At 34.4% G+C, this 13,357-nt stretch carries 10 protein-coding genes; 9 read left to right on the top strand and 1 reads right to left on the bottom strand.

What is annotated here, in order from left to right:
• Positions 1-65 precede the first annotated feature (65 nt).
• The 4 genes from ACFOZZ_RS07335 to ACFOZZ_RS07350 all read left to right on the top strand — a co-directional run bounded on the left by ACFOZZ_RS07335 (position 66) and on the right by ACFOZZ_RS07350 (position 5,170).
• Positions 66-2,147: a glutamine synthetase III gene (locus ACFOZZ_RS07335; RefSeq protein WP_055233494.1), complete on the top strand. Its 2,082-nt coding sequence runs from the start codon at positions 66-68 to the stop codon at positions 2,145-2,147.
• Positions 2,148-2,225: 78 nt separating this feature from the next.
• Entirely contained in the window at positions 2,226-2,687 is a 462-nt protein-coding gene (locus ACFOZZ_RS07340) for a GNAT family N-acetyltransferase (RefSeq protein WP_278779566.1), read from the top strand.
• A 137-nt stretch (positions 2,688-2,824) separates the two neighbouring features.
• Positions 2,825-4,255 (top strand): glycoside hydrolase family 1 protein, encoded by a 1,431-nt coding sequence (locus ACFOZZ_RS07345; protein WP_055233492.1) that lies wholly within the window; start codon positions 2,825-2,827, stop codon positions 4,253-4,255.
• Between the two features lie 66 nt (positions 4,256-4,321).
• Positions 4,322-5,170, top strand: coding sequence for a hypothetical protein (locus ACFOZZ_RS07350; RefSeq protein WP_055234131.1), 849 nt, complete (start codon positions 4,322-4,324; stop codon positions 5,168-5,170).
• Positions 5,171-5,193: 23 nt separating this feature from the next.
• Here the strand turns inward: ACFOZZ_RS07350 and abc-f are convergent, their stop codons facing one another.
• A complete protein-coding gene (abc-f, locus tag ACFOZZ_RS07355) occupies positions 5,194-7,050 on the bottom strand; it encodes a ribosomal protection-like ABC-F family protein (RefSeq protein ID WP_376814971.1) in 1,857 nt (618 codons plus the stop codon).
• 129 nt (positions 7,051-7,179) lie between these two features.
• Here abc-f and ACFOZZ_RS07360 point away from each other — a divergent pair, with 129 nt between their 5' ends.
• Genes ACFOZZ_RS07360 through ACFOZZ_RS07380 form a run of 5 tightly spaced genes read left to right on the top strand, consistent with a single transcriptional unit; the run spans position 7,180 to position 13,233 of the window.
• Positions 7,180-9,099: an aconitate hydratase gene (locus ACFOZZ_RS07360; protein ID WP_278779791.1), complete on the top strand. Its 1,920-nt coding sequence runs from the start codon at positions 7,180-7,182 to the stop codon at positions 9,097-9,099.
• Positions 9,099-10,091, top strand: coding sequence for an isocitrate/isopropylmalate dehydrogenase family protein (locus ACFOZZ_RS07365; RefSeq protein ID WP_376814972.1), 993 nt, complete (start codon positions 9,099-9,101; stop codon positions 10,089-10,091). The genes ACFOZZ_RS07360 and ACFOZZ_RS07365 overlap by 1 nt, the downstream gene beginning before the upstream one ends.
• A gap of 15 nt (positions 10,092-10,106) precedes the next feature.
• A complete protein-coding gene (locus ACFOZZ_RS07370; protein ID WP_055234135.1) occupies positions 10,107-10,781 on the top strand; it encodes a GntR family transcriptional regulator in 675 nt (224 codons plus the stop codon).
• Between the two features lie 45 nt (positions 10,782-10,826).
• Positions 10,827-11,933, top strand: coding sequence for a metallophosphoesterase (locus ACFOZZ_RS07375; protein WP_278779795.1), 1,107 nt, complete (start codon positions 10,827-10,829; stop codon positions 11,931-11,933).
• Positions 11,911-13,233, top strand: coding sequence for a hypothetical protein (locus ACFOZZ_RS07380; protein WP_376814973.1), 1,323 nt, complete (start codon positions 11,911-11,913; stop codon positions 13,231-13,233). The genes ACFOZZ_RS07375 and ACFOZZ_RS07380 overlap by 23 nt, the downstream gene beginning before the upstream one ends.
• Positions 13,234-13,357: the final 124 nt, after the last annotated feature.

Raw genomic sequence — 13,357 nt, forward strand, 5'->3', positions numbered from 1 at the left:
AAAAAGTATTGACACGAATATTTTTTATTGCTACAATCATACCCATAAAAAGGAGATGTAATCGTATGGAAATGAACAAACTTTTAGATGAATACGGTCGTTATACATTTAACGACGAAACTATGAAGGAACGCATTCCTAAATCTATTTATAAAGCTTTCCATGAAGCTCTAGATAAGGGAGAACCTCTTTCAAAAGAAGTTGCAACAGTAATTGCAAATGCAATGAAAATCTGGGCTGTTGAAAATGGTGCTACACATTTCACTCACTGGTTTATGCCAATGACTGGTTTAACTGCAGAAAAGCATGATGCTTTCTTAGAACCAGATGGAAATGGTGGAGCAGTTCTTGAATTTAGTGGTAAGACATTGAGAAAAGGTGAACCTGATGCCTCTTCTTTCCCATCTGGTGGTATTCGTGCTACTTTCGAAGCACGTGGTTATACTGCATGGGATTGTACTTCTCCAGCCTTTGTAAAAGACGGTAGCTTATATATTCCTACATTATTCTGTTCTTATACTGGTGAAGCACTTGATAAAAAGACTCCATTATTACGTGCTAGTGATGCTTTAAGTGCATCAGCTTCTAACTTATTAACTAAGATTGGTTTAGAAGGTGTTGATAAAGTGACTGCTTCAGTTGGTGCTGAACAGGAATATTTCTTAGTATTAGATGAATACTGGCAGAAGAGAATTGACTTAAAGTTAACTGGTCGTACTCTTTATGGCGCTCCTGCTCCTAAGGGTCAGGAACTAGAAGATCACTACTTTGGTTCTATTAAACGTAAAGTAGGTGCCTTCATGAAGGATCTTGATAACGAATTATGGAAATATGGTATTCCTTCAAAGACTAAGCATAACGAAGTTGCTCCTGCACAGCATGAAGTAGCATGTGTATATACAGTAGCTAACGTAACAGCTGATAACAACGCATTAGTTATGCAGTTATCTCAGGATATTGCTAAGAAACATGGTTTAAGATGTTTATTACATGAAAAACCATTTGAAGGTGTTAACGGCTCTGGTAAGCATAACAACTGGTCATTAATGACTAATACAGGTATTAACTTATTTAATCCTGGACCTGATCCAATCAACAATAAGCCTTTCTTAGCTACTCTTGCATGTGCTCTCAAGGGTGTTGATGAATATGCTGAATTATTAAGATTATCTGCTGCATGTGCTGGTAATGACCACAGATTAGGTGCTAACGAAGCTCCACCTGCAATTGTTTCAGCATTCGTTGGTGATGACTTAAATAAAGTTATTAAAGCTATCGTTGATGGTGAAGAATTGAATAAGACTACTGGTGAAAGATTTAGTACTGGTGTATCAGTTATCCCAGATTTCTCTAAAGACTCAACAGACAGAAACAGAACATCTCCTTTTGCCTTCACAGGTAATAAATTTGAATTCCGTATGGTTGGTTCATCTCAGTCAGTTGCATCAGTTAACACTATGTTAAATGCTATCATGGCTGAAGAATATGATCAGATGGCTGCTAAATTAGATGCAGGTGAATCATTAGATGATATCATTAGAGAATTTTTCAAAGATCATGAAAGAATCATTTTCAATGGTGATGGTTATTCAGATGAATGGAAAGAAGAAGCTGCAAGACGTGGATTACCTAACCACGCAAACTCAGTAGATGCATGTTCTTGCTTAAAGAAACCTGCAATCCGTGAAATGTTTGTAAAACATGGTGTATACACTGAAGCTGAAATTGATTCACGTTATGACATCCAGTTAGACAACTATGCTAAGACAATCCGCGTTGAAGCTTTAACTGCTTTATCAATGGCTAAGACTGAATTATATCCAGCATATGTAAAAGCATGTGGTACTTTAGCTAATGATGCTAAAGAAGTAGCTAAGGCTGGTGTAGACAATACATTCATGGTTGAAGACTTAAAGGTATTAACTTCTTTACTTTCAACTATGCGTGAACAGATGATTACATTAGAAGATGCTATTAATAAAGCTGATGCAACTGATACTTCTACATTAGATAATGCGACTGCATGGAGGGATTTAGTTATCCCTGCTATGGATGCATTACGTGCAACTGCTGATAGCTTAGAAACTAAAGTAAGTGCCGAGCAGTATCCAATTCCAAACTACATTGATTTATTATTCGGTATTTAATCGAAACGGTCTATGATGACCGTTTTTTTTATTGGTAAATAATGGTATAATGTGATGTATGAAATAGAGGTGATATAAATGGAATTTAGAGAATACAAGGACACAGATCTTCATGCAGTTATGGATTTATTTTATGTCACTGTCCATGAAGTCAATAAGAATGATTATACAGAAGACCAATTAGAAGCCATTGCACCAAAAGAAGCCAATGAATATCATTGGGAAAAATCTTTAGAAAAGAATCATACTATCGTAGTAGAACAAGATGAGAAATTAATTGCATTTGGTAATATTGGTAAAACAGGTTATTTAGATCGTTTATATGTTCATCCTGATTATTTAAGAAAAGGGATTGCATCAAAACTTGTAGAAGATTTAGAAGCCTATGCAAAAAAACATGATTGTCATGTCATTAATGTGACTTCATCTATTACATCTAAACCATTCTTTGAATCTAAAGGTTATACAGTTATTGAAGAACAAATCAATGAAAGACGTGGAGAAAGACTTCTAAGATACTTAATGGAAAAGAAAATCTAAAATACTTTTTTAAAAAAGGTGCAAGATAAGCGAGAAAATGTAAAAACATTTTCTCTTTTTTTCTAGAATTGAAAAGAATCCTATTTTTTGAAATCTTCCGTTATAATGGTGTCAGAAAAGAAAAGGAGACACACAAAATGTTAGACAACAAATTAAAAGCTTTTCCAAAAGATTTCTTATGGGGCGCTTCTACTTCAGCTTATCAGGTAGAAGGTGCAAACTTATCAGATGGTAAAGGACCATCATGTCAGGATGTTAAAGAATTACCAGCAGGAACTGCATCTTTAGATGTATGTGCAGATCATTATCATCGTTATAAAGAAGATATCAAGTTAATGGCTGAAATGGGATTCAAGACATACCGTTTCTCAATCGCTTGGACTAGACTTATTCCTAATGGAACTGGTGAAATCAACCAGGCAGGTATCGATCATTACAATGATGTGATCAATACATGTTTAGAATATAATATCGAACCATTAGTCACTATGTTCCACTTCGATATGCCTGATGCATTAGACAAGAGAGGTTCTTGGTCTAATCCTGAATCAGTAGATTGGTTCGTTAATTTTGCTAAAGTTATGTTTGAAAACTTCGGTGATAGAGTTAAATATTGGTTAACTATCAACGAACAGAACATGCTTACTTTAGTTGGTCCACTTATTGGTACATTAAGAATTCCTGAAGGTACTACAAATGTATTAAAAGAAGTATATCAGCAGAACCACCATATGTTAGTTGCTCAGGCTAAAGCTATGGTTTTATGTCATGAAATGCTTCCAAATGCAAAGATTGGTCCAGCTCCAAACATTTCTTATGTATATCCAGCATCTTGTAAGCCAGAAGATATTTTAGCAGCTCAGGAATTCAACGCAATCAGAAACTGGTTATATTTAGATATGGCTGTTTATGGAAAATACAATAACTTAGTATGGACTTACTTAGAAGAAAATGATGCAACACCAACATTTGCTGAAGGTGATGAAGAAGCAATGAAGAATGCACATCCAGACTTCATTGGTTTCAACTACTATTCAACTGCAACTGTACAGAAAGCAGCAGCTGATGAAGAATTAGATCCGGGTGCAGACCAGCAGTCAGCTCGTGGTGAAGCAGGTTACTATAAGGGATATGAAAATCCAAACCTTAAGAAGACTGAATTCGGTTGGGAAATTGACCCTGATGGTTTCTTAGCAACTATGAGAGAAATGTATTCTCGTTATCATTTACCAATGATCGTTACTGAAAATGGTTTAGGTGCTTACGATACATTAGAAGATGGTCGTGTTCATGATAACTACAGAATTGCATACTTAAGAGCACATATTGAACAGTTACATAAGGCTGTTACTGAAAACATCGAAATGATGGGTTACTGCCCTTGGTCAGCAATCGACTTAGTATCAACTCATGAAGGTATCAGAAAGAGATATGGTTTCATCTATGTAGATACTACAGATGAAAAAGTAGGAACTCTTGATCGTTATAAGAAAGATTCATTCTACTGGTATAAGAAAGTCATCGCTACTAATGGCGAAGACTTATCAGACGACTTCGATGTTGAATAATAAATGAACATCTGGACTTTTCCGGATGTTTTTTTTAGTGTATGATAGGATGGAAAGGAGATTAATATGAACGCTATTATTTTATCGCTAATAAGCTGGTTTGTATTCCTAATTAATCCTCCTATAGGTTTAGGAAGTCTTGTTATATTAATAGAAACAGGCCTTTATGGCTTGATGGAATATCGTATTAAAAAAGCTGATGATTCAGAAAAAGATACGCTTTATAATGCTTACTTTATTCTTTCAGTGATGCTAGTTGTTGTGACTTCAGTTATCATGCTTTTCCTCTATCAATTAGATGGGGACAGTACTGTCACTCTTATCAATAAAAGAGGGGAATTAATGAATACAGTACTCTATATGATCGGTTTGATGGTTAATGTTTTATCTATTAAGACTGTTTATGATGAAAGAAATAAATGGTTACATCGTTATGGTGGAAGAGAACTGTATGATTACTTTGATCCTGAGGGAATGACATTCACTATGCCACGTTCTTTCTATATATGTATGGGTGCTTCTATTGTGAGTGGTTTATTGTGTCCTTACTTAGGGACTATTGGTTTCTGGACACTACTCTATATTCCAATCATTATGTTCTCACGTATGAATCTCAAGATATATAAGAATATGTATATTAAGTTATCTCATAATAGAGGAACAGAGAATGAATATGAAAGACTTAAGCATGTTGTGCCAGGAGGTATCTACACACACTATTGTTTATGGTTTACTTATATGATTGCCTTTATGGTGATAGGGATTAAATTCTTATGTTATTCACAGAAGATATTTGTATTATCTTTCTTGCCGACATTAAAAGATATTTATGCATTCTATCCATTTATTGTGTCAATCATTGGTGATTTTATCTGCGCATTTATACTTATCTACAACTTAAAACAAAGAAATTAGGACTAGGGTTGCTCCTAGTCCTTTTAAGCGTTCATCTCTTCTGAAAGTTCTTCCCATTCTATCATGAGTTCTTCTAATTGATTGTTTAAGCCTTCTAGTTCAGCAGTGATTTCATTATACTTCTGGTAATCATTCATCACTTCATCGCTATGGAGTTCTTCTTCCTTCGCACTGATCTTCTCTTCAAAGTCAGAAATATCATTTTCTATCTTCTTTAATCTATTCTTCTTTTTCTTATCAATAGTATTTTGAACCTTTACCGCTGTTTCTTTCACAACTTCTTCTACTTTACGATGTTCAAGGTAATAAGCATAGTTACCAGCAAATATTTCATCACCATGAGGATTCATTTCCACAATCTTAGTAGCGAGCTTATTAATAAAATAACGGTCATGAGAAATAAAAAGAATAGTACCAGGGAAATCTAATAATGCATCTTCTAGTACTTCCTTAGACTGAATATCTAAATGGTTTGTTGGTTCATCGAGAATCAAGAAGTTAGCTTTATTAAGTAATAACTTGATTAAGACAATACGTCCTTTTTCACCACCGGATAAAACATCAATTGTTTTAAATACATCTTCACCTTTGAATAAGAATGCAGCACAGATATTTCTAATCTCTGTATTATTCATATCAGGATAAGCATCATGTATTTCATCAAAGATTGTCTTTTCAGGAGATAAAGAAGTCTGTTCCTGATCATAATAACCAATCATTACCTTAGAGCCTAAACGAATACGTCCATGTACAGGTAAATAATCTTTAAGAATCAAATGGAACATTGTTGTTTTACCTACACCATTAGGACCAAGTAAAGCAACTCTTTCACCTTTCTTAACTTCAAAAGATACCGAATCGAACAATGGCTTATCAAAAGCCATAGCGACATCGTCTACTTTTAAAACATCATAACCACTTTCAACTTCAGGGACAAATGCAAAACGGATACTAGAAGGAAGACTCTTCGGTCTTTCAACCTTCTCCATACGTTCAAGTGCTTTCTCTTTAGACTCAGCACGTTTTATCTGTTTTTCACGGTTATAAGATTTTAAACGGTCAATAGACTCCTGCATACGTTTAATATCTTTCTGGTTATTTAAATAATGTTTTAATTCTACATCACGATCATGCTTCTTGATTTCAGCATATTTAGAGTAGTTACATTTATAAATCTTACTTTTACCATTCTCTATTTCCATAATAGAAGTAGACACCTGATCAATAAAATAACGGTCATGAGATACCACAATTACAGCTTTATTATATTGTTTTAAATAGTTTTCCAACCATTCAATAGAATTTACATCAAGATGGTTAGTCGGTTCATCAAGTAATAATAAATCAGGAGAACGTAATAACAACTGACCTAACGCAATTCTTGTCTTCTGTCCACCAGATAAAATACCAATTGGTTTATACCACATATCCTCATCAAAACCTAAACCATTCAAAACACCTTTGACTTGTGACTCCATGGCATAACCGCCTTCATCCTGGAATTTAGATAATAAAGAATCATATTGATTCATAATTGTATCTAAATCATTTGTCACAGCCATTTCCTGTTCCAATTCACGAATACGTTTCTCTATTTTCTTTAAATCTTCAAAAGGTTCTTCCAATGTTTCATAAATACTCTTATTAAGATCAAACTTATGTTCCTGATTCAATGTACCAATACGAATATTCTTCGCAATAGTCATCATACCATCATCATAAGCCTCTTCATTTAAAAGAATTCTAAGCAATGTACTCTTACCAGCACCATTAACACCTATGATGGCAAGCTTATCATGCTCTTCTATATGGAATGTTATATTTTTTAGGACTTCTTTTCCTGAATAAGATTTAGTAAGTCCTGAACAAGATAATATCATTTTTTCATCACCCAATGTATTGTACCAATTTAACGAAATAAATACAAATTATCTTTGTTTTTTATATTGCACATAGAATAGTATATGTGTATAATTGTATACAATGATAAACAAGGGGGAGAAGATTATATGAATCTAGCGTATAAAATCTTGAATGCACATCTTAAAGAAGGAGAATTAGTTCCAGGAACATCTATTTGTATCGGAATTGACCAGACTTTAACACAGGATTCCACAGGTACAATGGCTTATCTTCAGTTAGAAGCAATGAATGTAGGTCATGTTGCAGTAGAAAAAGCCGTGGCTTATATTGACCACAACATGCTTCAGACTGGTTTTGAAAACATGGATGACCATGAATTTATTAAATCTGTTGCAAGAAAACATGGTATCACATTCTCTAAACCAGGAAATGGTGTCTGTCATCAGTTACAGCTTGAAAATTTTTCACATCCAGGTAAGACGCTTATTGGTTCAGATTCTCATACACCAACATGTGGTGCGATGGGTATGATTGCGATTGGTGCAGGAGGACTTGATGTAGCCGTTGCCATGGCAACAGGTAAGTACTATGTTCAGTGTCCATCAGTTTTACAGGTTAAACTAACAGGACGTAAAGCACCTTGGGTATCTGCAAAAGATGTTATCTTAAAAATTCTACAGGAATTATCTGTAAAAGGTGGGGTTAATAAGATTGTTGAATATACAGGTGAAGGTTTAAGTGATCTTTCATTAACTGACCGTGCTACTATCTGTAACATGGGTGCAGAGCTAGGTGCGACTACTTCAGTATTCCCAACCGATGAAAATGCTTTAGCTTACTTAAAGCAGCAGGGTAGAGAAGATGAATATGTTGAAATGAAAGCTGATGATGATGCAACATATGATGAAACTATTGAAATCGATATGTCTACATTAGTTCCTATGGTTGCTCAGCCTCATTCACCAGATAATGTAGTAGATGTAAAAGAATTAGAAGGAATGAAGATCAATCAGGTAGTCATTGGTTCTTGTACAAACTCATCTTTACCAGATATGATGCGTGCAGCAAAGATCTTAAAAGGTCGTAAAGTGGCTGAAGATGTTTCTTTAGTTATCGCGCCAGGTTCATCTTCTATTCTTTCTATGCTGGCACAAAATGGTGCTCTTGCAGATATGATTCATGCAGGTGCAAGAATTCTTGAATGTGGATGTGGTCCTTGTATCGGTATGGGACAGGCTCCATTATCAAAAGGTGTTTCTTTAAGAACAATCAACCGTAACTTTAAAGGACGTTCTGGTACAAATGATGCAAGTGTATATCTTGTATCTCCAGAAGTTGCTGCATTATCTGCAGTCAAAGGTTATTTATCACAGGAATTTGAAGATGATATGGTATTAGAAGAAGTACCAGATACACCATTTGTGAAGAATCCTAACTTCTTTATTAGTGAATATATCCCTGATAATGAAATCTATATGGGACCTAATATCAAACCAGTTCCTAGAGGAGATAAGTTAACAGATACAGTAAGCGGTAAAGTTGTATTAAAAGTAGGAGACAATATCTCTACAGACCATATCGTACCTTCTGATTCTAAATTACTTCCATTCCGTTCAAATGTCCCTCATTTAGCTAAGTTCTCATTCTCTAAGGTAGATCCTGAATTCTATAATAGAGCTGTTAAAAATAATGGTGGTTTCATTGTAGGAGGAGATAACTATGGACAGGGTTCATCAAGAGAACATGCTGCATTAGTACCTAACTACTTAAAGATCAAAGCTATCTTCGCAATTTCATTTGCGAGAATTCATCGTTCTAACTTAATCAACAATGGTATTCTTCCACTTGTTATTGATGCGAAAGATTACGATTTCTTCAATGATCAGGATGATTACGAATTAAGTGATTTATTAACATCTGTAGAAGAAGGTAAGGATATTGTAGTGACTAATAAGAATACAAATGAAACTATTACAGCACATCTATCATTATCAGCACGTGAAAAAGTCATGATTCAGTATGGTGGATTATTAAATGCAATTAAAGAACTAGGAGGAGATTTCTAATGAAAGCAGTACTTATTCCAGGTGATGGGATTGGACCAGAGATTTCAGCAAGTGTTGAATCTATCACAAAAGCAATGAACCTAGATATTGAATGGGTTAAATATAGAGCAGGTGCAGAATATGCAAAAGAAACAGGTGAAGTATGGGAACCTGGTCTTGTAGACGCAATTGAAGAATATAAATGGGCATTAAAAGGTCCTACAGCCACTCCAATTGGAACAGGTTTTAGAAGTGTGAATGTCGCATTAAGACAGAGATTCTCTACTTATGCCAATGTACGTCCTTTACGTAACTTCAAGGGTATTGATTCTAAATATGAAAATATTGATTTAGTCATCATTAGAGAAAATACTGAGGATTTATATAAAGGTATTGAATATATGCTCACTGATGATATTGCGAATGGTGTTAAGTTAATCACGAGAGAAGCTTCTACACGTATTTGTCGTTATGCATTTGAATATGCACGCACAAATAACAGAAAAAAAGTGACAGCCATTCATAAAGCCAATATAATGAAGTATACAGATGGTCTTTTCCTTGATTGTTATAGAGAAGTGGCAAAAGACTATCCAGAAATAGAAACACAGGAAGTTATTATTGATAATATGTGTATGCAGCTTGTACAGCGTCCAGAAACATTTGATGTCCTTGTTGCACCAAACTTATATGGGGATATTGTTTCTGACTTATGTGCAGGTCTTGTAGGTGGTCTTGGTATTGCACCATCAGGTAATATTGGTGACGACTACCGTATTTATGAAGCTGTTCATGGCAGTGCACCTGATATTGCAGGTAAAGGTATTGCGAACCCAAGTTCTTTAATTCTTGCATTCGCAATGATGCTTGAAGCATTAAATAAACAGAAAGAAGCACAATCTTTAAGAGAAGCCTTAGCAGCAGTCATAGAAGAAGGTAAGTTTACAACACCTGATATTGGTGGACAGGCAACTACAAAAGAGTTTACAGACGCAATTATCGATAAATTATAAGAGGAGGAAAAAGAAATGCCATCTCATAGCATTTTTGAATCAACTTCCCATGGATCATTGGGCTCTAAAATATTTATCTTATTACGTGATCGTATTCTTAATGAAAGTTATAAATGTGGTGATAAATTAAATGAATTAACACTTGCGAAAGAGTTGAAGATTTCTCGTACACCTATTAGAGAAGCATTAAAACAGCTAGAATTAGAAGGTTTAGTAGAAAGTATTCCTAATAAAGGTGTTTATGTCAAAGGTTTTTCACCTCGTGATATTGATGATATGTTTGAAATACGTCTTTCTCTAGAAGGATTAGCTGTTTCATTCGCAATTGATCGTATGGATGAAGTGCATCTTGCTAAAATTAAAGAAGTATTTGAATTGCTAGAATTCTATACTACAAAGGGTGACTTTGATAAAGTGAATGATTTTAATATTCTATTCCATGAATCTATTTATCAGGCAACACAGTCTACCTATTTTGAACAGATTCTTAAGGATATTCATTACTATGTCTCTGTGACATCAAGACATTCTATTGCGCGTCCGGAACGTTTAGAATCATCACTTGCAGAACATCGTGCTATTCTAGAAGCCATCATTGATGGAGACAAAGATGAAGCAACAGAACGTATTCAAAGACATATTCGTAAAACACAGATGCTTGTAAGAAAGTATTATGCAACAAAAAAGTAGGGCAACCTACTTTTTTTGATGTAGAATGATATCAGGAGGGTACTTATGTTTACACCAAAACATTTGATTAAAAAAGAAAAGAATGATTATCGCTTGATTGCGATATCAGATATACATGGTCATTTAGACCGCTTTAAAGAATTACTAAGAAAAGTGAATTATGATCCTGTAGAGGATTATTTGGTGATTATTGGTGACTTTGTAGAAAAAGGAGATCAGGTATTAGAAACAATACACTTTATTATGAATCTTTCACGTTTTCCCAAGTGTTATGTTTTGATGGGAAATTGTGAATGGGCGATGAATGCATTACTTACTATTCCAGAAATTGCAGGTGAAATTCCTAAGTATTTAAAGAGAAATAGTAAGAACGGTATTATTAGAGATATATATAATCATGAACATTTTAATGATGGACATGAAACACCTTTAGGTATGCAAAAAATCATGGCTGAAAAGCTAAAACAAGAATTAAAGTTCATGTCCCATTTACCTACTACATTATTATTTAATGATTATTTATTTGTCCATGCTGGTGTAGAACCAAGAGATAATTATAAGGAATGTGGTCTCTCTTCCTATCTCGAACTCCAACATTTTTATGAATTAGGACATTCATTAAAGTATACAGTTGTAGTAGGACATCTTCCTACATCCAATTATTTCCCTCGTTCTATTCATAATGACATTATTATAGATGAAGAAAAGAAGATCATCTGTATTGATGGAGGAACAGGTGTGAAACCTATCTCACAATTAAATGCGCTTATTATTCATAGTTATAAGGGGGAAATAACATACCAAACAGAATGTGTACAACCATTTCCTGTAGGTGTATTAAATAAAGACCTTTATGGTAATGGTGAAGTAGACCACAAGATAGCCTTTCCTGATTATGAAGTAAAGATCATGAAAAAAGGAAAAGAGTTTAGTCAATGTTATAGAGTGAGTGATCATGTAATGATCTCTATTAAGAATGAATTCTTATATGAAAGAAATCATCATCTCTATTGTTTAGATGATTATACAGATCATTGGTTTATAGGTGAAAAAGGAACAGAAGTCAAGATTGCAGGTGTTTATGGACATTATGTCTATGTTATCTGTGGTGCACAGGTAGGGTGGGTCAATGAAGAAGACATCAATTATTAAAATACTATGTGTGATAGCTGTGTTATTAAGCATCATCACTTATCAGACGTTCTTTTCTTATAAGAAACTTGATTCTCATATTGTATTAGTCAAAGAGAATACGTCATTTTTACATCAAACACTTACCATCGGACAACCTTTAGTTGTAGAAGGACAAAGAGGCTCTCAATATTATGTCTATTTATATGTGAATGGAAAGAAGAAGGAAGGCTATATATCAAGTAAAAAGGTACAACCTTATACATTTGATGAATCTTTTGAAAAAGAACTTATATCATTTCCTGATAGCTACAAACAACCGTTACGCTTCTTACATGCACTTTATCCAGAATGGCGGTATGTGCCTCTTAATACTTCTTTAGACTTTAATCAAACGGCTTCTATCTTCCAAAGTAAGTCTTTGATAGATACAAATGATTCTTCAATGATCACTTCTCCTGATATTATAGAAGGACAGACATGGTGTCGTGTTTCTTTGAATGCAGCTCGTTATTTCTTAGATCCACGCAATGCTTTGGGTGCTTATCATGCGCTGATGTTCGAGAAGCTCACTTATAATCCTTCTGAAACATTACAGGAAGGAAAAAGAATGTTGGCAGGAACTGAAATGTCAGGTATAGAATCGCAGTCTAAAAAAGACTGGGCCGAACTCTATCGTCACAGTGCAGAAGTAAATAACATCTCTATGTCATTACTCATTACCCGTGCGATTCAGGAACAGACAGGTGGAGGACTAGGACTTCGTGGAGGACATGCAAGAAATAATCCGCAAGGACCTCTTTTCTATAATATATATAATATCGGAGCCAACAGAAGTGATCAGGATGGAATAGACTTTGCGGCATCAAGAAACTGGGATACAAGAGAAAAAGCGATTCTCTATGGTTCTAAGTATCTAATGAATAACTATATCACAAAAGGACAGGATTCACTTTATCTGCAGAAATTTGATGTCCACAACAATAATCCAGGTCATCATTATTATATGTCCAATATCCGTGCACCTTATAGTGAAGCAAAGAATATGTTAAGAGGGTACAAGTCTAATAATATGGATCATGTGAAACGTATACTAGAAATACCACTTTATACTCATATGCCTGTTTATAATGCTTATCCTATTTCTACTGATATCAAATATGCAGGAACTATTATGAAGAACCCTCATTGTGAATATCAAATAGTGAATACATATAAGAACCTTATAGAAAATGTAGATTATATCTCTATAGAACACAAAACCTATACACATATTGTAGGTTTGAATAATTACTATGGTTCATGTGATATTCCAAAATAATATTTTCATAAATAAATCCTTTCGTTTGTCATAGGCGGAAACCCACTGCCAATAGGTGGGAGGAGCCTCGTAAATCGTATCTATTATTCCTGACTTTCAATATATTTTTGTATAGTTGCTGATG

It is taken from the genome of Catenibacterium sp. GCM10023432 (genome assembly GCF_042651925.1).
Lineage (GTDB): Bacteria > Bacillota_I > Bacilli_A > Erysipelotrichales > Coprobacillaceae > Catenibacterium > Catenibacterium mitsuoka.

What these genes read in the sequence shown, in the direction of transcription:
- ACFOZZ_RS07335 (WP_055233494.1), top strand. Translation starts at nt 66, where the DNA reads ATGGAAATGAACAAACTTTTAGATGAATACGGTCGTTATACATTTAAC.
- ACFOZZ_RS07340 (WP_278779566.1), top strand. Translation starts at nt 2,226, where the DNA reads ATGGAATTTAGAGAATACAAGGACACAGATCTTCATGCAGTTATGGAT.
- ACFOZZ_RS07345 (WP_055233492.1), top strand. Translation starts at nt 2,825, where the DNA reads ATGTTAGACAACAAATTAAAAGCTTTTCCAAAAGATTTCTTATGGGGC.
- ACFOZZ_RS07350 (WP_055234131.1), top strand. Translation starts at nt 4,322, where the DNA reads ATGAACGCTATTATTTTATCGCTAATAAGCTGGTTTGTATTCCTAATT.
- abc-f (WP_376814971.1), bottom strand. Translation starts at nt 7,050, where the DNA reads ATGATATTATCTTGTTCAGGACTTACTAAATCTTATTCAGGAAAAGAA.
- ACFOZZ_RS07360 (WP_278779791.1), top strand. Translation starts at nt 7,180, where the DNA reads ATGAATCTAGCGTATAAAATCTTGAATGCACATCTTAAAGAAGGAGAA.
- ACFOZZ_RS07365 (WP_376814972.1), top strand. Translation starts at nt 9,099, where the DNA reads ATGAAAGCAGTACTTATTCCAGGTGATGGGATTGGACCAGAGATTTCA.
- ACFOZZ_RS07370 (WP_055234135.1), top strand. Translation starts at nt 10,107, where the DNA reads ATGCCATCTCATAGCATTTTTGAATCAACTTCCCATGGATCATTGGGC.
- ACFOZZ_RS07375 (WP_278779795.1), top strand. Translation starts at nt 10,827, where the DNA reads ATGTTTACACCAAAACATTTGATTAAAAAAGAAAAGAATGATTATCGC.
- ACFOZZ_RS07380 (WP_376814973.1), top strand. Translation starts at nt 11,911, where the DNA reads ATGAAGAAGACATCAATTATTAAAATACTATGTGTGATAGCTGTGTTA.